This is a genomic window from Acidovorax radicis N35 (assembly GCF_000204195.1).
In the GTDB taxonomy this organism is placed as follows: domain Bacteria; phylum Pseudomonadota; class Gammaproteobacteria; order Burkholderiales; family Burkholderiaceae_C; genus Acidovorax; species Acidovorax radicis.
In genome coordinates, this window is the sequence record NZ_AFBG01000018.1 from 166,834 (window position 1) to 183,476 (window position 16,643).

At 64.5% G+C, this 16,643-nt stretch carries 18 protein-coding genes and 1 pseudogene; 8 read left to right on the top strand and 11 right to left on the bottom strand.

From position 1 onward, the window contains the following. Positions 1-50 precede the first annotated feature (50 nt). The 6 genes from nusB to ARADN35_RS0106340 form a co-directional block, all read right to left on the bottom strand. Positions 51-608, bottom strand: coding sequence for a transcription antitermination factor NusB (gene nusB, locus ARADN35_RS0106315; RefSeq protein ID WP_010460233.1), 558 nt, complete (start codon positions 606-608; stop codon positions 51-53). After that, positions 605-1,069, bottom strand: a complete 465-nt coding sequence (ribH, locus tag ARADN35_RS0106320) for a 6,7-dimethyl-8-ribityllumazine synthase (RefSeq protein ID WP_010460235.1) — start codon at positions 1,067-1,069, stop codon at positions 605-607. The genes nusB and ribH overlap by 4 nt, the downstream gene beginning before the upstream one ends. 14 nt (positions 1,070-1,083) lie before the next feature. After that, positions 1,084-2,205 carry a bifunctional 3,4-dihydroxy-2-butanone-4-phosphate synthase/GTP cyclohydrolase II gene (gene ribBA, locus ARADN35_RS0106325; protein ID WP_010460237.1) on the bottom strand — a complete coding sequence of 374 codons (1,122 nt, stop codon included), beginning with the start codon at positions 2,203-2,205 and terminating at the stop codon, positions 1,084-1,086. Between the two features lie 381 nt (positions 2,206-2,586). After that, the gene (locus ARADN35_RS0106330) at positions 2,587-2,883 is read right to left on the bottom strand and encodes a 2Fe-2S iron-sulfur cluster-binding protein (RefSeq protein WP_010460239.1); all 297 of its coding nucleotides are present in this window, start codon (positions 2,881-2,883) and stop codon (positions 2,587-2,589) included. Between the two features lie 31 nt (positions 2,884-2,914). Continuing rightward, positions 2,915-3,559, bottom strand: a complete 645-nt coding sequence (locus ARADN35_RS0106335) for a DUF938 domain-containing protein (protein ID WP_010460241.1) — start codon at positions 3,557-3,559, stop codon at positions 2,915-2,917. A gap of 568 nt (positions 3,560-4,127) precedes the next feature. Beyond that, positions 4,128-4,409, bottom strand: coding sequence for a DUF427 domain-containing protein (locus ARADN35_RS0106340; RefSeq protein WP_010460243.1), 282 nt, complete (start codon positions 4,407-4,409; stop codon positions 4,128-4,130). Between the two features lie 338 nt (positions 4,410-4,747). Here ARADN35_RS0106340 and ARADN35_RS0106345 point away from each other — a divergent pair, with 338 nt between their 5' ends. Continuing rightward, on the top strand, positions 4,748-5,656 hold the full coding sequence (locus tag ARADN35_RS0106345) for an SDR family NAD(P)-dependent oxidoreductase (protein ID WP_010460245.1): 909 nt from the start codon (positions 4,748-4,750) through the stop codon (positions 5,654-5,656). A 71-nt stretch (positions 5,657-5,727) separates the two neighbouring features. Continuing rightward, entirely contained in the window at positions 5,728-7,254 is a 1,527-nt protein-coding gene (gshA, locus tag ARADN35_RS0106350; protein WP_010460248.1) for a glutamate--cysteine ligase, read from the top strand. A gap of 85 nt (positions 7,255-7,339) precedes the next feature. Here gshA and ARADN35_RS25970 read toward each other — a convergent pair whose 3' ends face one another. Together ARADN35_RS25970 and ARADN35_RS0106360 are read right to left on the bottom strand one after the other, a co-directional pair. Further along, a complete protein-coding gene (locus ARADN35_RS25970) occupies positions 7,340-7,573 on the bottom strand; it encodes an oxidoreductase-like domain-containing protein (RefSeq protein WP_010460250.1) in 234 nt (77 codons plus the stop codon). Continuing rightward, a complete protein-coding gene (locus tag ARADN35_RS0106360) occupies positions 7,573-7,824 on the bottom strand; it encodes a hypothetical protein (protein WP_029413519.1) in 252 nt (83 codons plus the stop codon). Before ARADN35_RS0106360 ends, ARADN35_RS25970 begins: the two co-directional genes overlap by 1 nt. Before the next feature lie 94 nt (positions 7,825-7,918). Here ARADN35_RS0106360 and ylqF point away from each other — a divergent pair, with 94 nt between their 5' ends. The 4 genes and pseudogenes from ylqF (at position 7,919) to ARADN35_RS0106385 (ending at position 13,357) form a co-directional block, all read left to right on the top strand. Then, on the top strand, positions 7,919-8,887 hold the full coding sequence (ylqF, locus tag ARADN35_RS0106365) for a ribosome biogenesis GTPase YlqF (RefSeq protein ID WP_010460254.1): 969 nt from the start codon (positions 7,919-7,921) through the stop codon (positions 8,885-8,887). Between the two features lie 426 nt (positions 8,888-9,313). Further along, positions 9,314-10,321, top strand: a complete 1,008-nt coding sequence (locus ARADN35_RS0106370) for a Bug family tripartite tricarboxylate transporter substrate binding protein (RefSeq protein WP_029413522.1) — start codon at positions 9,314-9,316, stop codon at positions 10,319-10,321. Between the two features lie 51 nt (positions 10,322-10,372). Further along, positions 10,373-10,938, top strand: a pseudogene (locus ARADN35_RS27225) (YlqF/YawG family GTPase); the annotation flags it as partial. Between the two features lie 121 nt (positions 10,939-11,059). Then, on the top strand, positions 11,060-13,357 hold the full coding sequence (locus ARADN35_RS0106385; protein WP_029413526.1) for a putative bifunctional diguanylate cyclase/phosphodiesterase: 2,298 nt from the start codon (positions 11,060-11,062) through the stop codon (positions 13,355-13,357). Positions 13,358-13,460: 103 nt separating this feature from the next. Here ARADN35_RS0106385 and ARADN35_RS28255 read toward each other — a convergent pair whose 3' ends face one another. Beyond that, the gene (locus tag ARADN35_RS28255) at positions 13,461-13,604 is read right to left on the bottom strand and encodes a hypothetical protein (protein ID WP_010460267.1); all 144 of its coding nucleotides are present in this window, start codon (positions 13,602-13,604) and stop codon (positions 13,461-13,463) included. Between the two features lie 86 nt (positions 13,605-13,690). After that, a complete protein-coding gene (locus ARADN35_RS0106395) occupies positions 13,691-14,140 on the bottom strand; it encodes a RidA family protein (protein WP_010460269.1) in 450 nt (149 codons plus the stop codon). Between the two features lie 143 nt (positions 14,141-14,283). Here ARADN35_RS0106395 and soxR point away from each other — a divergent pair, with 143 nt between their 5' ends. After that, a complete protein-coding gene (gene soxR / locus ARADN35_RS0106400) occupies positions 14,284-14,802 on the top strand; it encodes a redox-sensitive transcriptional activator SoxR (protein ID WP_010460272.1) in 519 nt (172 codons plus the stop codon). A 310-nt stretch (positions 14,803-15,112) separates the two neighbouring features. Here soxR and ARADN35_RS0106405 read toward each other — a convergent pair whose 3' ends face one another. Further along, complete coding sequence (locus tag ARADN35_RS0106405; protein ID WP_208856815.1) at positions 15,113-15,583, bottom strand: hypothetical protein; 471 nt, start codon at positions 15,581-15,583, stop codon at positions 15,113-15,115. Positions 15,584-16,196: 613 nt separating this feature from the next. Here ARADN35_RS0106405 and ARADN35_RS27230 point away from each other — a divergent pair. After that, positions 16,197-16,643 carry a hypothetical protein gene (locus tag ARADN35_RS27230; protein WP_010460276.1) on the top strand — a complete coding sequence of 149 codons (447 nt, stop codon included), beginning with the start codon at positions 16,197-16,199 and terminating at the stop codon, positions 16,641-16,643.

Below are 16,643 nucleotides of genomic sequence, written 5' to 3' on the forward strand. Positions count from 1 at the left end.
GCACCGGGCGTGGCGGCAGATGGCACGCTCCGGAGCGGGCGGCGGTGCGCTCAGGCTTCGTCAACGGGCGCGGAGGGCGCGGTGCCCGAGGCCTTGTCGGCGGCCACTTCCAGCGTGCGCAGTTTGGGGGCCAGGCCGTTGAGCACGGCATTCACGTACTTGTGGCCGTCGGTGCCGCCAAACTCTTTGGCAAGCTCAATGCATTCGTTGAGCACCACGCGCCAGGGCACATCCAGGCAGTGCTGAAACTCGTACACGCCGATCCACATCACCGCATGTTCGATGGGCGAAATCTCGGCCATCTTGCGGTCCAGCAGCGGGGTGATCAGCGCATCCAGGTCGGCGGCGGTGTTGATGCAGCCGTGCAGCAGCGCGTCGTAGTGCACCGAGTCGGCCTTGTGAAAGCCCGCCAGGTCGCGCGTGAATGCGTCGATGGCTTCGGGCGTGTTGCCGCCCACCAGGTGCTGGTACAGGGCCTGCAGCGCGAACTCGCGTGCGCGGCTGCGGTTGGACTTGGAGGCTGCCTTGCGCACGCCCGTGCTCTTGAGGCCGGTACGGACTTGCTTGGGAGGGCGTGCCGGCGACGGCGTGGGGGTGTTTTCGCTCATGACAGTTCGTCCAGCAGGTTGGCCATTTCCACCGCAACGCGGGCGGCATCGGTGCCTTTTTCGGTCTGGCGGGCGATGGCCTGCTCGAGGTTTTCGGTGGTGATGATGGCGTTGGCAATGGGGATCTGGTAGTCCAGCGACAGGCGGGTCACGCCCGCGCCGGATTCATTGGCCACCAGTTCGAAGTGGTAGGTCTCGCCACGGATGATGCAACCCAGCGCAATCAGTGCGTCGTACTCATCGCTTTCGGCCATGGCCTGCAAGGCCACGGGCACTTCCAGTGCGCCAGGCACCAGCACGTGCTTGATGTGCTTTTCTTGCACGCCCAGGGCCAGCAGCTCGGCACGGCATGCCGCGGCCAATGTGTTGGTGATGCTCTCGTTGAAGCGGGCCTGCACGATGCCGATGTGCAGTTTTTTGCCGTCCAGGCGGTCTGCGGTGCCTTTTTCTGCGCCAAACATAGTGGTATTGCTCTTTATTCTTTGGGGATGAAACCGGTGATTTCGAGGCCGTAGCCAGTCATGCTGGGCATGCGGCGCGGCTGGCCCATGAGGGCCATCTTGTGCACGCCACATTCGCGCAGGATCTGTGCGCCCACGCCATAGGTGCGCAGGTCCATGCGGCCGCGTTCGGGCGCCTGGGCGGAGCGGGCCGTGCCTTCAAACTGCGCCAGCAGCTGGCCCGCGCTTTCGCCACAGTTGAGCAGCACCGCCACGCCCTTGCCTTGTGCGTTGAGGTATTGCAGGCTGGTGTCCAGGCCCCACGAGTGCATGGAGCGGTTGATTTCGAGTGCATCGAACACCGACAGCGGCTCGTGCACTCGCACGGGCACCACGTCGTCGGCGCTCCACTGGCCTTTGACCAGCGCCAGGTGCACCGCCTGGCTGGGCTTGTCGCGGAAGGCATGGGCGGTGAACTCGCCGTAGGCGGTTTGCAGCGTGCGCTGGCCCACTTTTTCGACCAGCGTTTCATTGCGGCTGCGGTGCTCGATCAGGTCGGCGATGGTGCCGATCTTGAGGCCGTGCTCGGCGGCAAACAGCTGCAGATCGGGCAGGCGGGCCATGGTGCCATCGTCCTTCATGATCTCGCAGATCACCGACGCAGGGCTGCAGCCGGCCATGGCAGCCAGGTCGCAACCGGCTTCGGTATGGCCTGCACGCATCAGCACGCCACCGTCCACCGCCTGCAGCGGGAAGATGTGGCCGGGCTGCACCAGGTCGGAGGGCTGGCTGCCACGGGCCACCGCCACCTGCACGGTGCGGGCACGGTCGGCGGCCGAGATGCCGGTGGTCACTCCCTCGGCGGCCTCGATGGAGACGGTGAAGGCCGTGCTGTATACGGTGCCGTTGCGTGCGGCCATGGGGGGGAGCTTCAGGAACTCGCAGCGCTCGCGGCTCAATGTCAGGCAGATCAGGCCCCGGCCGAAGCGCGCCATGAAGTTGATGGCCTCGGGCGTCACATGGTCGGCGGCCAGGACCAGGTCGCCTTCGTTTTCGCGGTCTTCTTCATCCACCAGGATGACGATGCGCCCGGCGCGCATCTCGGCCACGATGTCCTCGACGGGGGAGATCGGCACGGGGGTGAGGGGGGAGGTCATGGAAGGCTTGGGCTTTCAGAGGGGGCCGCTGGCGATTTGCCTGCTGGCGGTGTGCTGCAGCACAGGTTCCCGTGGCCGAAGGCAGCGGTGCCCCCAAGAAACCAACCCAAAGAACATGCGATGCGGCGCTGCCGCACGTCAAAGGGGCTGAGGGAGCCTCTGCACGAATCGCGCTGCGTGCATCTGCGGTCTCGGGCGGTCTGCTGCGTTGCAAATGCTCGCAATAGCCCCGCTATTGCTGCGCTTTGCGCTTTGCAACCCATCCCGATCCGCAGCGCACACTGCCGCGCGATTCATGCAGAGGCTCCCTTGCCCCCGAATGTGCGATTTTAGTGCACCGCGCCCCGGTTCGTATTCAAACGGGGGTGTGCCTGACGCAGATCAGATGGCACTGCCTTGCAGAACGACGTCCGACGCAGGGTATGCCACGCAGGGCAGCACGCAGCCTTCTTCCTTTTCTTCGGCCGTCAGGCCCGGCCATTCGATGGCATAGCGCACGCTGCCTTCCACCAGCTGGCCCATGCAGGTGCGGCAGGTGCCGTTGCGGCAGGAACTGGGCCAGTCGATGCCGCCTTGCTCCAGCGACAGCAGCAGGGGCTGCTCGGGCCAGGCGTCGCATTGTTGGCCGTCGGGTTCGACCTTGGCGATGAAGAAGGGGGCGGCGGTCGGGGTGCTCATGGGGCAGTTCCGTCAGAAGAAAAGAAGTTGGTCAGGCCGCAGTGGCGGGTGGGGCGCTGGTCCACACCAGCAGCAGGTTGTTGGCCGGCATCGCATGCCGTGCGGCCAGCTGCAGGCCGGCCTGGGCGGCCACAGCGGCCACGTCGTCGATGTGGCGGATGCCCCAGCTGGCGTCCTGCGCGCGCAGGCTGGTGTCAAAGGCCAGGTTGCCCGGGGCCGTGGGCACGCCGTCTTCCAGGTAGGGGCCGTAGGTGACCAGGCAGCCACCCGGCGCCAAGTGCCGGGCGGCGCCTTGCATCAGCCCCGCGCAGCAGGCCCAGGGGGCGATGTGCAGCATGTTGGCGCAGTAGATCAGGTCAAACGAGGCGGCGCCAAACGCCGGGCCCTCGCTGGGCCACGGGCTTTGCAGCACATCCAGCCGCAGCGGCGCCCGCACGTTGGCGGCGCCGGCCTGGGTGGCCCAGCCGGTGATCGAGCCAAAGTGGGTGGCCTGCTGGTCGGTGGGCTGCCAGGTCCAGCCGGGCAGGGCGGCGGCAAAGTGTGCGGCATGCTGGCCGGTGCCGCTGGCAATCTCCAGCGCGGCGCCGGCGGGCGGCAGCAGGGCCAGCAGCTGCGCCAGGATGGGGCCCTGGTTGCGTTCGGCGGCAGGGCTGTGCTGGAGGGGAGGGATGGGCACGGGGAATTCTGAGTGTTTTTGGCCGCTGACGCTTGTCTATAAAGCGCTGGTAGCTATGAAATAAAGAGCATTCCGAAGAGCGCCGACGTGGACTGTACCGCAGGCGCCTTGCCCGTACGGTGTTGCCTGTTTTTTAAGCGGTACAAGGAGTTTCCTTGTAAATCAATGACTTAAGACTGTCATACAAAGCTTGTGCAAGGTTATCCACACCATTGTCCAGTGTCGGCAGGGATAACCGGGGGTTTTGGGGAGGCTCTGCAAGGTGTCGGAGGGCGGATCAGAACAGATATCCGTATTGCCTGTTTTTTAAGCGTTACAAAGATAGTCCTTGTAAATCAATCACTTAAAACTGTCATACAAGGCTTATCCAAGGTTATCCACACCATTGTCCAGTGCAGGCTGGGATAACCATTGCCATGATTTTGTGTGCTGCCTAAAAATGAGGCATCGCAGGGTGTGCCCTTACAAATCAAGCACTTGGCACTGTCATACAAGGCTTGTCAAAACTTATCCACATGATTGTCCAGTGCTGAAAGGGATAACCCGCAGGCCGTGGGCTGCGGGTGGCTCAGGCGGAAACCTTCACGCCCTTCCAGAACGCCACACGGCCTTTGATTTCTTCGGCTTCGGGCTTGGGGTCGGCATAGAACCAGGCGGCGTCGGTGTTCATTTCGCCGTTGACCAGCAGCGACAGGTAGCTGGCCTGGCCCTTCCAGTGGCAGGTGGTCTTGTGGTTGCTGAAGGTGAAGTAGTCGCGGTGGAGCGCACTTTCGGGGAAGTAGTGGTTGCCTTCCACCACCACGGTGTCGTCGCTCTCGGCAACTACCACGTCGTTCCAGACTGCTTTCATGGGAAATCCTTGGTAAAAATGGTCGCTTGCGCTTAACAAATAAGCGCTGATAGCTATGAAATTGTGAGCAATCGGGTGCCGCAACAGGTGCTGCGCCCGAGGAGGGGGGCGAGGCCAATTATTCCCAATGCGCCGTGCCCGTGCACGCGGTACCTGACGACGCAGGGTTTTGGGCGCAGTGCACGCCCTTGCATTCATTCAGTCGCGTGCGCAACCGGTGACCTGTGCCGCGTGGCTTACAGTGCAGCGCGCGGCGCCAGCACATTGGGGCAGGCTGCCGGATACTTTTCTATTCCACCGATGGGTGGACCCACCAAGACAACAGGAGCACCTTCACCATGGGTATTGATTTCAAAGGCCGCGTGGCCATCGTGACGGGTGCCGGCGGCGGCCTGGGCCGCCAGCATGCGCTGGCGCTGGCGGCGCGGGGCGCCAAGGTGCTGGTCAACGACCTGGGTGGCACGGTGGACGGCAGCGGTGCCACCGTGGGAGCCGCCCAGGCCGTGGTCGATGAGATCCGCGCGGCGGGCGGCGAGGCCCTGGCCAACGGCGCGTCCGTCACCGACTTTGCCGCGGTCGAAGCCATGGTGCAGCAGGCCATCGACGCCTGGGGCCGGGTGGACATCCTGGTCAACAACGCCGGCATCCTGCGCGACAAGTCGTTCTCGAAGATGGGCATGGACGACTTCCGCCTGGTGGTGGATGTGCACCTGATGGGCGCCGCCCACTGCTGCAAGGCCGTGTGGCCGCACATGGTGGCGCAGCAGTACGGCCGCATCTTGATGACCACGTCGTCCACCGGCCTGTACGGCAACTTTGGCCAGAGCAACTATGGCGCCGCCAAGCTGGCCCAGGTGGGGCTGATGCAGACCCTGGCCATCGAAGGCGCCAAGTACAACATCCACGTGAACGCCCTGGCGCCCACGGCCGCCACGCGCATGACCGAAGGCCTGATGCCCCAGGAGGTGCTGGACGCCCTCAAGCCCGAGGCCGTGGTGCCCGCCATGCTGGTGCTGGCCCATGAAAGCGCCCCGACGCGCACCATCCTGTGTGCGGGCGCGGGCACCTTCGAGGCGGCCCACATCACCCTGACGCAGGGCATTCATCTGGGCATCGGTGCCGACGTGCCCGAGCAGCTGGCGGCCCGCCTGGCCGAGGTGACTGAGCGCGCGGGTGACCAAGTACCACAAAGTGGTGCAGCCCAAGGAACCAATGAAGTAGGAAAGGCTTTGGCCGCAAGGGCTTGACGCCCCTCTGGGCGGGCCAGCGCCCAACGTGCTAAGTTCCGGGCCGACAGAAGTTGGATCGGTATAAACATATGAGCAAATTGCACGAGAGACTGGCCGCCTACCCGGCGGACGCCCTGGGAGGGATTCGCCGCGGCATTGAAAAGGAAGGGCTGCGGGTGTTGCCCACCGGCGGCCTGGCCCTCACGCCGCACCCGCTGGCGCTGGGCTCGGCCCTCACACACCCGCTGATCACCACCGATTACAGCGAGTCGCAGCTCGAACTCATCACCGGCGCTCGCAAGGGCGTGCACGAATGCCTCGATGAGCTGACCGAGGTGCACCAGTTTGTGCACCACACCCTCAAAGACAGCGGCGGCGAACTGCTCTGGGCATCCAGCATGCCCTGTGGCCTGCCCACCGACGAGACGATTCCGATTGGCCGCTACGGCAGCTCCAACGTGGGCCGCGCCAAGAGCGTGTACCGCATGGGCCTGGGCCACCGTTATGGCCGGCGCATGCAGACCATTTCGGGCATCCACTACAACTGGTCGCTGCCGGGCGTGGACAGCGAGCAGTATTTTTCGCTGATCCGCAACTTCCGCCGGCACGCGTTTGTGCTGCTGTACCTGTTTGGCGCTTCTCCCGCGCTGTGCCCCTGTTTTGTGGAAGGCCGGGAGCACCGCCTGCAGCGCATGGAGGGCGGCAGCGCGCTGTACCTGCCCCATGCCACCTCGCTGCGCATGGGCCGCCTGGGCTACCAGAGCGACGCGCAGGCCACGCTGGCCGTGAGCTACAACGGCCTCACGGGCTACGCCAACTCGCTGCACGAAGCACTGACCAAGCCGTACCCCGCCTACGAAACCGTGGGCGTGCGCAACCCGGGCGGCGACTACAACCAGTTGGGCACCAGCCTGCTGCAGATCGAGAACGAGTTCTACGGCACCATCCGCCCCAAGCGCACCGTGCGCACCGGCGAGCGCCCGCTGCATGCGCTGCGCGAACGCGGCGTCGAATATGTCGAAGTGCGCCTGATGGACCTGGACCCGTTTGTGCCCGTGGGCATCACGGCGCCCACCATGCGCCTGCTGGATGTGTTCTTGCTGCACTGCCTGCTGTCCGACAGCCCGCCCGACACACCAGCCGAAATTGCCGAGCTCAAGCAGAACCAGCACCTCACGGCCGAGCGGGGCCGCGAGCCCGGCTTGCAGCTTTCGCGCAACGGCCAGAGTGTGTTGCTGACCGAATGGGGCGCCGAAGTGCTGGCCGCGTGTGCGCCTTTGGCTGCGGCGCTGGACGCCACCCATGGCACGGATGACTACAGCGCCGCGCTGCGCGACGCCCGTGCGCTGATGTCTGCGCCCGAGCGCACACCGTCAGCCCGTGTGCTCGACAGCATCGTGGGCGAGCATCACCACAGCTTTGAGTCTTTTGCCCGCCAACAGTCCATCGCTGCGCGTGACGCACTGCTGGGCCTGCCGTGGACGGCAGAGCAGCAGGCACGTTACCTGGCGATGGCGGATGAATCGATTGCCGCGCAGAAGGCCATCGAGGCGGCGGACACACTGCCGTTTGAGGAATGGCGCGAGCAGTACATGTCGGTGAAGGAGCTCGGGTGATGCGGCACGCAGGCTGCATTCACTCCTGATTTGATAGCTTCTTGCGCTTATCTTTAAAGCGCTAGAGGCCGATTTGGCTGAAAATTCAGCCCTCCAGCCGCAGCAGCGCCTCTTGCCGCCAGTATTCGGCGGCATCCAGAAACCCCTCCCACACGCAGCCATTGCAGCCACGTCCGCAGCAGGTGGTGGGCTCGGGCGGTGGGTTGCGCAGCGTGATGCCGGCCTGCGCGGCGCGTTGCTGCAGAGACTGAAACATTTGCTGCGCGGAGGCCCCGTCAACAGCCTGGGCTGGGGCGGGTGTGCTGGCGCCGGGCAACATCACGGCTGGCGGCGCGCGGCCTTGGCGCGGCGCATGCCGTACTGCACCCCGAACGCAATGCCCAGCACGAGCGCAAACCAGCCCACCAGGGCCGCCTGGCCCATGAGATCGCGCACGCTGGCGGAGCGCGCCACATAGGGCGCCAGCAGGATGACCAGGCCAATCAGTGCGCAGGTCACGCCTTTGAACAGCACTTCCTTGTCGGCCTTGCTGGCGGTGGCTTTGCGCGGGGTGTCGAGAGGTGCTGGCATGGAGGTCAAATAACGCGGCGGCGTGGGCAAGTGAGGACCGCGATTATCCTTGCCACCCTCAGACAGTATCGAAAACACAAGAAAGTACCCCCGCATGGCCATCCAGTGGTTCCCCGGTCACATGCACCTGACCCGTAAAGCCATCACCGAACGCATCAAGGACATTGACGTGGTGATCGAGGTGCTGGACGCGCGCCTGCCCGGCTCCAGCGCCAACCCGCTGCTGGCCGAGATCACGGGCCACAAGCCCACGCTCAAGGTGCTCAACAAGCAGGACGTGGCCGACGCCGAGCGCACGGCGCTTTGGGTGGACTGGTACAACGCCCAGAGCGACACCCGTGCCTTGCCGCTCGATGCGTCGGACCCGGCCCCCACGCGCAAGCTGATTGACGCCTGCCACCTGCTGTCGCCCAACCGGGGCGGCATGGCCAAGCCCATGCGTGTGCTGATCTGCGGTGTGCCCAATGTGGGCAAGTCCACGCTGATCAACACCCTCAGCAACAAACGCCAGGCCAAGACGGGCGACGAGGCCGGCATCACCAAGCTGGAGCAGCGCATCACGCTGGCCGACGACTTCTACCTGTGGGACACGCCCGGCATGCTGTGGCCGCGCATCATCGTGCCCGAAAGTGGCTACAACCTGGCCGCCAGCGGCGCCGTGGGCCGCAATGCCTACGACGAGGAACTGGTGGCGCTGGAGCTGCTGCGCCGCCTGCAGCAGAACTACGCCCCGTTGTTGGAGGCGCGCTACAAGCTGGGCCTGCCGCAGGGGGCTGTGGCATCCATGCACGACGAAGAGCTGCTCGAAGCCATTGGCCGCAAACGCGGCGCCATGCTGGGCGGTGGCCGGGTGAACCTGCAAAAGACGGCCGAGATCGTGATGACGGACTTCCGCACCGCCATCCTGGGGCGCGTGACCTTGGAGACGCCAACCGAGTTTGAAGCGTGGAGAGCTGCGGGCCTGGCCGAAGACGCCAAGCGCCAGGCCAAGAAAGACGCGCGCACCCACTCCAAGGGCAAGGGCTCCGGCGTGCGTGAACCGTCGTCCGGCGATGCGCCATAAACCCGGTTCATCGCCCGGCAGCACTGTGAGCGCGCTGAACTGATAGTACAACCCCCGGAGGGTATGCATGGCATCCACAGTCGTTGCCATTGGCCCGCATGGGTCAGTCGGGACAGCTGTGGTCAGGTGTCTTCCAAGGCGCCCGGTCACGGTGAGGGCCAGGGACTGTGCACATCGGTGTTTGCCATGGCAGCTGCCACGCGGGCCGCACCGCGTCCGCACCCACTCCCACACCAGTGGATATAGGGAAAACCTGCTGGCCGCCTGTTAAGAGATATGACATCGTATCTCTGCTCGCCAGCCGCGTGACGCCCTGATACCTCCGTCGTGAAGCAGGGCGCCACGCACCGGCGCCGCAGTGCTGTGCACCGCCGACTCGCAGGCCCTGCGATCGCGGTGACGATAACAACGACCGGGATTTTGTTCATGCAAACTTTGAGTGCAGTAGCGTGCGTGGTAGCCGCTTTGTCCGTGTGTTTCTCCGCGCCTGCCATGGCGCAGGAGACCTGGCCCACCAAGCCTTTGCGCCTGATCATCCCCTTCCCGGCAGGTGGCAGCAGCGACCAGCTGGGTCGGTTGATGGCCAAGGAGTTGGGGCTCAAGCTGGGGCAGCCGGTGCAGGTGGAAAACACCGACAGCAAAGGCACCAAAACCGCCGCTGGTGCCGCGCCGGATGGCTACACGCTGGTGCTGTCTGGCGTGGGGACCAATGCCATCAGCCATGCCCTCAATCCCCGGCTCGACTACGACTCCCTCAAGGACTTCGTGCACATCTCCCAGCTGTCCGAAGGCCCTAACGTTTTGGTCGTGGGCGCGGATTCGCCGCTCAAATCCCTGCAGGAGCTGATTACGGTGGGCAAGGCCCAGCCTGGCAAACTCACCTATGCGCAAGTGCATGCGTCGTCAGGGCACCTGGCGATGGAGTTGCTCAAGCAAACCATCAGCACCTGCGTGAACGGAGCATCCGGCACGCGCAACTGCACGACGCTGGGGCTGACCGGGGTGCCGTTCACCGGCGCCAAGCCCGCGTTGGATGCGGTGATGGACAACAAGGCAGGCATGATGTTCACCAATCTGGACGCCGTGGCCCCCCATGTGCGCAGCGGCAAACTCCGCGCGCTGGCGGTCACCAGCCTGTTCAGAAATCCGCAACTCCCTGACGTGCCCAGCATCTCGGAAGTGGGTTATCCGGGCTTCAAGGCCGTGTCGTGGGTGGGCATCTCTGCCCCCGCAGGCACACCCGCCGCCGTGGTGGGGCGGCTGGAAAAAGAGATGGATAGCGCTTTCAAGGCGTCCGAGACCCGCAAGCAGCTGGAGGCGCAGGGCCTGGTGGTTGTCGTATCACGGTCTGCGGAATACACCGATTTCATTCGCAGGGAAATGGAGCGTTGGCGCAGGGTGGTGAAGGTGGCCGGCATTCAGACGCCCTCATAGCACTCGTTGGCATTGGCCTCGGTGGTGCGAATCGAGAACCACCGGTAGCTGTGGGTGGATTGGTACAACGCCCAGAGCGACACGCGCGCCTTGCCGCTCGATGCCTCGGACCCGGCCCCCACGCGCAAGCTCATTGAAGCCTGCCACCTGCTGTCGCCCAACCGGGGTGGCATGGCCAAGCCCACGCGCGTGCTGATCTGCGGTGTGCCCAACGTCGGCACATCCACGCTGATCAACACCCTCAGCAACAAGCGCCAGGCCAAGACGGGCGACGAGGCCGGCATCACCAAGTTGGAGGCGCGCCACAAGCTGGGCCTGCCCGAGGGGGCCGTGGCCGCCCACGACGAAGAGCTGCTCGAAGCCATTGGCCGCAAACGCGCGGCGCCATGCTGGGCGGTGGCAGGGTCAACCTGCAAAAGACGGCCGAGATCGTGATGACCGACTTCCGCACCGCCATCCTGGGGCGCATCACGCGGGAAACCCCGCTGGAGTTTGAAGCCTGGCGTGACGCGGGGCTTGCCGAAGACGCCAAGCGCCAGGCCAAGAAGGACGCGCGCACCAAAGCCCAGGGCAAGGGCTCGGGCGTGCGCGAGCCTGCAGCGGGCGACGGCGAGTAAGCCGGAAAAAGCGCATTTCAGGGCGGGCATCGGCCTGTGCCTGCCCGGCGGTGGACATCGAAGACTCGATAGTCGCGATGTATCGGGTTACTATGCCAGCCTGGCTGTCACCGCCTTCACCATGCGCCCTGTTGACCCTTCCTGGCCTCCCGAGCGAGACGATGCCACCACTGAGCAGTTGGTGCGCGCCGGCTCATGGACGGTCATGCTCACGGGCACCCTCATTGCGGCCCTGCTGCTGCTGGACCGGCCCCTTTCCTGGACCCATGTGCTGCTCAATCTGGGCGCGGGCGCGATGGGCGGCATAGCGGTGCTGCTGGGCCGCTTGCACCGCTGGCACCAGGCTGCGCTGGTACTGATCTGGGGGGTGTGGGGCGTGGTCTCGGTGGTGGCCGCGACCAATGGGGGGTTGCGTGGCCCCAACCTGCTCAATTTCCCGGTGCTGATCGTGTTTGCCGGGTGGATCCTGGGGGCGCGGCCCACACTGATACTGACCGGTACCACGGGGGTGCTGTTCCTGTTGTTTGTCTGGGCGGACCTGCACGGCTGGCTGCCCCCGGCGCGTTATGGCAACCGGCTGGCGTATGTGGCCTACCTGAGCGGAATACTGGCAGTGACGGCCGCTGCGACCTTGCTGTCGCGGCGCAGCTACCTGCGCCGCGTGCAGGAGGCGCGGCACACGGCATCGAGCCTGGCCACCACCGATGCCGAGCTGCGCAAGCTGCAGCGGGCCGTGGAGCAGAGCCCCGAGAGCATCGTCATCACCGACCTGGAAGGGCGCATCGAATATGTCAATGCCGCCTTCCTCGTCCGCACGGGGTATGCCCGCGACGAGGCACTGGGCCAGCTGTCGGCCCAGATCTCCAGCAACGGCCTGACGCCAGCGCAGCTACAGGGGCTGCGCGATACGCTGGCGCGCGGCGAGAACTGGGCGGGCGAGCAGGTCAACCGCCGCAAGGACGGCGCCGAGATTGCCGAGGCCGTGGTGGTGGCCCCCATCCGCCAGCCCGATGGCCACGTCACCCACTATGTGGAGCTCAAGCAGGACGTCACCGAACGCAAGCGCGCTGCGCGCGAGATCCACCGCCTGGCGCATTTCGACAGCCTCACCAGCCTGCCCAACCGCTTCACGCTGATGGAGCGGCTGTCCGCGCTGCAGGGGCGCCGGGGCCGGGCGCCCACCACGCAGCACGCGCTGCTGCTCTTGGACCTGGACCGCTTCACCACCTTCAACGATGCGCGCGGCAGCGATGCGGGCGACCGCCTGCTGTGTGCCGTGGCGCTGCGCCTGTCCGAGATCCTGCCTGCCCAGGGCCTGCTCGTGCGCGTGGCGGGCGACGAATTTGCGGTGGTGCTCCACAGCCTGGGCGCAGATGCCTCGCTGGCCGGCCGGCATGCCCTGGCCTTTGCCGAAAAGCTGCAGTCCGCGCTGCTGAGGCCGCTGCGCCTGCAGGACAACGATGCCGAAGAGGCCCAGCTGGGCGCGAGCGTGGGCATCACGCTCTATCCGCAGAGCGCCAACGATGTCGCGCACGATGCCCTGCGCCGCGCGGGCACCGCACTGCACCGTGCCAAGCAGGCAGGTGGCGGGCGTGCGGCCTTCTTCGAGCAAGGCATGGGGGAGGCGGCCGAGCAGCGCTTTCGCGTGGAGCGCGAACTGCGCCAGGCCATCGGAGCGAACGAGTTGCGCCTGTACCTGCAGTCGCAGGTGGACGTGCAGGGCCAGCTCACCGGCGCCGAGGTGCTGGTGCGCTGGCAGCATCCGCGCGACGGCCTGGTGGCGCCCGGGGTGTTCATCCCCGTGGCCGAAGAGTCTGACCTCATCGTGAGCCTGGGCGGCTGGGTGCTCACCCATGCCTGCGCACTGCTGGCGCAGCCCGTGTTTCAGGAGCGCCGGTTGCGGCTGTCGGTCAACCTGAGTGCCCGGCAGTTCCGGCAGGCGGGGTTTGTGCCGCAGCTGCGCGCCATCCTGGCCGCCACCGGTGCCGACCCGCGCCTGCTGACGCTGGAGGTGACCGAAGGCCTGGTGATCGACGATTTTGACGACGCGGTGGCCAAGATGCACGAACTGGCGGCGCTGGGGGTGGACATGTCGCTGGACGACTTTGGCACGGGCTATTCATCGCTGGCCTACCTCAAGCGCTTGCCGATCCAGGAGATCAAGATCGACCGCTCCTTCGTGCGCGACGCACCGACCAATGCCGACGATGGCGTGCTGGTGGAGGGCATCCTGTCGGTGGCCCGCCACTTTGGTCTGCGTGTGGTGGCCGAGGGCGTCGAGACCCGCGAGCAGGCAGACTTCCTGAGCCAGCGTGCGCCCGACATCGTGTACCAGGGCTACCTCTTCGGGCGACCCGAGCCCGATACCGACTGGATCGCCCGTGCGGTGCAAACGGACGCGACAAGCACCCAGAGCTGAAGCAGAAAATCCAAATGAAAATAGCTGCTAGCGCTTGATGGTAGAGCGCTAGCAGCTATTGATGTGATAGCAAGCAGGTTGTGGGCGCATGCGCGCCACTGCGTTACTTGTTCTTTTCTTTGCCACGCGGAATGACGGAGGTCACCGGTGGCATGGGGCGGTCAGAGCCACCGCTTTCCTTGGGCAGCGAATTGTCCTTCTTGGGTTTCTTCGCCATCTTGTTGCTGCGTTGTTCGCCTTTTGCCATAGGGCCTCCTGTAAAGGTCTCGGAATGGGACCGTGCCGGCATGGTACGTCACAAACGGGGCGCTTTCGCGGTCACCTTTGCGGTGCTCACGCGGGCACTACCGCCGTGGCCTCGATTTCTATCAGCATGCCGTCGAGCGCCAGCCGGGGCACCGGGATCAGGGTGCATGCCGGTGCCGCCCCATCGGGCCACAGGCTGCGCGCCGCCTGGCTGAACAGCGCCAGCCGCTGTTCGGTGTGGTCCACCACCAATACCGTGAGTTTGGCCACGTCGTGCACGCTGGCCCCTGCGCCTGCCAGCGCCATGCGCAGGTTGGTGAATGCCTGGCGCAACTGCTCGCCAAAGTCGGGGACCAGCTGGCCCGCAGCGTTTTCGCCGCCCTGGCCCGCCACAAAGACGGTGCGCGACTGGGCGGGCGCCACCACCACATGGGTATAGCCATTGGCGCGTGGGTCGTACAGGCCGGGAGGGTTGATGAAGCGGAGTTTGGAAGCGGCCGTGGCAGGGCGCAGGGTCGTTGCGGAATCAGGGCGCATGGTGCAGAAGTCCAGAAGTGGGAGGTAACGGTGAAACCAAAAGCGGAATTGTCTAGAAAACCTGGGCGGCCGCCGCAGGAGCGGCGGCTTCACCGGTTTCGTGGGCTAGTATCAAACCTCAAGTTAAATTGAGGTCAATCACCATGAAGAAAACCTTTGAAGGAATGGTTGTGAAGCCAGGCAAGCCCAGCATCCCCGTTGCCCGTGTGGTAGCGGGCGCGCAGTCCGAACAATCCGAACAATCTGAGCTGTCGGTGGGCGAGGTCGCCAGCCGCAGCGGGCTGGCCGTGTCGGCGCTGCATTTTTATGAATCGCGTGGGCTGATCGCCAGCGTGCGCAATGCGGGCAACCAGCGGCGCTACCCACGCTCGGTGCTGCGCCGCGTTGCCGTGATCAAGGTCGCGCAGCGCATGGGCGTGCCCCTGGCCGCCATTGCCGATGCCTTGCAGGCGCTGCCCGCCGGGCGCACGCCCACGGTGGCCGACTGGCGCCGCCTCTCCGCCCGCTGGCGTGACGACCTGGACGAGCGCATCCGCACGCTGACGGCGCTGCGTGACCAGCTGGATGGATGCATTGGCTGCGGTTGTTTGTCGCTCAAGGTCTGCCCGCTGCGCAATGCGCACGACACGCTGGCCCAGGAAGGGCCTGGGCCTCATTTTTGAGGGATGGGGTGTGATTTGCGGCGTCTACCGACGCTGGTCAGCAATAGCACCGGTGAAGGCAGTGTCAAGAACCGACGAGCGGACTTGGTGCTGAAGTAGGCTGGTGGAACGGGTGGCTGCCATGCAGTGATTGCAGCAAGTGGATGGGGTGCGAACGGGGACTGGCCGCCAAAAGCCGCCCAACGCCCTGCGTCTGCAAGTTGACTTTCGTCCGAATGCGCGGTGGTATGGGGGCTTGTCTTGGTGGCACAGAGGTCCGGGGAACCGGGCCAACTCCTGCTCCACGGTTTATCGGTCGGCTCTTTGTGTTTTATGCCCGAATATCAATGCCGATGGCCTGGCCCTGATGCCGCTGGATGATTTGCATGGCTGATTCCAGCATCTTCAGGGACGTTTCGTCGTTGCGCGAGTGTGCGCCCTGGATGCCGTCACGCACCTTCTGTGTGAAGTCGTAACGTGTACCGTCGCTCTCGGCTGGCAGCTCGCCGCCCTGGCCGCCGCCGACCGGGATTTTCATGGTCATTGCCATGAAGGGCCGGCTGTCATCGAGCGACATTTCCCCGCTGCGAATCTGGGTATTGACCCAATCACGCATGTCCTGGCGGGTCATGTTGGTGAAGTCTGCCTGCATGGTGCCCTCTTTCTGGGTTTCGGCCAGCGCGGCCGAAAAGGACGTGGCCGAATGGTCGGCGGCCGAAGCCTGCAGGCGCTGGCCCGTGTGTATGTAGCTTGTTCCTGCATCAACTCTCATGGCATCCACCTTTTTCGATAGGGCAATCACAACACCATCACCTGCAAAACTTTTGCAAGGATGGCGCCTGCGATCACCGCAACGGACAAATAGTCTTAGTCTTCTCTGAATCGGCTTCCATCGAAGGCAGGAACAACAGGGGAATAGGTCTCGTATTTGGGGAATTGCCCGGGTGATGGATGGGGGACTTTGGTGGGGGCATTCCGCGTTGGTTCTTGGCCGACTGGCCGTGGAGACAGGCGCGGAGGGCGTTGCAGGCCCACCTGTTTGCACTGCGCATGAAAGAAGGACAGCCCCTCCAGATAGCGCTCAGCCATGGAGGCTGGTGTGCGAGCACTTCGCAAGAGAGAATCCGCCGCTGAGCACAGGCTTCTGATGAACTTCCGATACGGGCCCACAAGAGAGCATCATCTTTCAAGCGCTAAGCAGTCTGTCACACTGCCGTAGCGATCGTGTAAAGCGGACCCGACAGCGGAGACTTTCCTGGATCGGTTAAACCTCTCCATCCATTCAGAGCAGAGCAGAGCGCGAGCGCAGGTCCCTGGCGCAACAGCGATTTTCCGCACCGAAGATCCATGCCGGCCTGCATGTGGAGAGCCAGATTTGCCGAACACATCAACGTTAGACAACAGAAGGAAATTCCATGGAAGGCAGACCTACATTGATAGCCATCGACCACGATGACTACCATGCAGAGCACGTTGGTGTCACCAAAGACGGGCGTCAGTTCATTCTGACTACACCGTTTGATTCAGCTCGTGAAAACCATCCTGGATGTGAGTTTGTAGCACTGTATGTGTTCGACGAAACCGGACATCTCCTTGAAGCAAGGATCGATAGTTTTGGCCCACGTGCCAGCTTGGACCACAGTGCCCGTCGCAGCCTGGCCGATCAAAGACTGGCAAGTCTCGGGGACATATCCTTCGAGCGGGTGGAGGTCGTTCCGTTCAAGGTCGAGTATCTCGGAATTGACTTTGGCCTGGTCGTTCGAGAACCAGAAGATGAAGGCGATGTGTGGGCGGTAGAAATGCTGCCCGGGAACTACATGGCATTCTTTGAGCCATGGGACAGCGGCGAGTACGACACATGA

Excerpts from the sequence above, each read along its gene's own strand:
- soxR (WP_010460272.1), top strand. The coding sequence starts at position 14,284 with ATGAAGAAAACCTTTGAAGGAATGGTTGTGAAGCCAGGCAAGCCCAGC.
- gshA (WP_010460248.1), top strand. The coding sequence starts at position 5,728 with ATGAGCAAATTGCACGAGAGACTGGCCGCCTACCCGGCGGACGCCCTG.
- ARADN35_RS0106330 (WP_010460239.1), bottom strand. The coding sequence starts at position 2,883 with ATGAGCACCCCGACCGCCGCCCCCTTCTTCATCGCCAAGGTCGAACCC.
- ARADN35_RS0106370 (WP_029413522.1), top strand. The coding sequence starts at position 9,314 with ATGCAAACTTTGAGTGCAGTAGCGTGCGTGGTAGCCGCTTTGTCCGTG.
- ARADN35_RS27230 (WP_010460276.1), top strand. The coding sequence starts at position 16,197 with ATGGAAGGCAGACCTACATTGATAGCCATCGACCACGATGACTACCAT.
- ARADN35_RS0106340 (WP_010460243.1), bottom strand. The coding sequence starts at position 4,409 with ATGAAAGCAGTCTGGAACGACGTGGTAGTTGCCGAGAGCGACGACACC.
- ARADN35_RS0106385 (WP_029413526.1), top strand. The coding sequence starts at position 11,060 with ATGCGCCCTGTTGACCCTTCCTGGCCTCCCGAGCGAGACGATGCCACC.
- ribH (WP_010460235.1), bottom strand. The coding sequence starts at position 1,069 with ATGTTTGGCGCAGAAAAAGGCACCGCAGACCGCCTGGACGGCAAAAAA.
- ribBA (WP_010460237.1), bottom strand. The coding sequence starts at position 2,205 with ATGACCTCCCCCCTCACCCCCGTGCCGATCTCCCCCGTCGAGGACATC.
- ARADN35_RS28255 (WP_010460267.1), bottom strand. The coding sequence starts at position 13,604 with ATGGCAAAAGGCGAACAACGCAGCAACAAGATGGCGAAGAAACCCAAG.
- ARADN35_RS0106395 (WP_010460269.1), bottom strand. The coding sequence starts at position 14,140 with ATGCGCCCTGATTCCGCAACGACCCTGCGCCCTGCCACGGCCGCTTCC.
- ARADN35_RS25970 (WP_010460250.1), bottom strand. The coding sequence starts at position 7,573 with ATGTTGCCCGGCGCCAGCACACCCGCCCCAGCCCAGGCTGTTGACGGG.
- ARADN35_RS0106360 (WP_029413519.1), bottom strand. The coding sequence starts at position 7,824 with ATGCCAGCACCTCTCGACACCCCGCGCAAAGCCACCGCCAGCAAGGCC.
- nusB (WP_010460233.1), bottom strand. The coding sequence starts at position 608 with ATGAGCGAAAACACCCCCACGCCGTCGCCGGCACGCCCTCCCAAGCAA.
- ARADN35_RS0106345 (WP_010460245.1), top strand. The coding sequence starts at position 4,748 with ATGGGTATTGATTTCAAAGGCCGCGTGGCCATCGTGACGGGTGCCGGC.
- ylqF (WP_010460254.1), top strand. The coding sequence starts at position 7,919 with ATGGCCATCCAGTGGTTCCCCGGTCACATGCACCTGACCCGTAAAGCC.